The sequence below is a fragment of the Burkholderia sp. GbtcB21 genome, assembly GCF_019091065.1.
Lineage (GTDB): Bacteria > Pseudomonadota > Gammaproteobacteria > Burkholderiales > Burkholderiaceae > Burkholderia > Burkholderia pyrrocinia_C.
Genome location: NZ_JAGXKA010000250.1, coordinates 1 through 270, shown reverse-complemented (window position 1 = coordinate 270; position 270 = coordinate 1). Strand labels below are relative to the sequence as shown.

1 protein-coding gene is annotated in these 270 nt (G+C 67.0%); it reads left to right on the top strand.

The window, feature by feature from the left end:
* A partial coding sequence (locus KVT39_RS36905) for a four-carbon acid sugar kinase family protein (protein ID WP_254640807.1) occupies positions 1-270 on the top strand: 270 nt, incomplete at both ends.

Below are 270 nucleotides of genomic sequence, written 5' to 3'. Positions count from 1 at the left end.
GACCGCTTCCGCTTCCCGTCCCCTGCTCGGCTGCATCGCCGACGATTTCACCGGCGCGACCGATCACGCGAACATGCTCGTCAAGAGCGGCATGCGCACCGTGCAGACGATCGGCGTGCCTGCCGGCAATGCAACGCACGACGCCGACGCGATCGTCGTCGCGCTGAAGTCGCGCACGATCCCCGCGGCCGATGCCGTCGCGCAATCGCACGCCGCGTACGAATGGCTGCGCGCGCAAGGCTGCCGGCAGTTTTTCTTCAAGTACTGCTC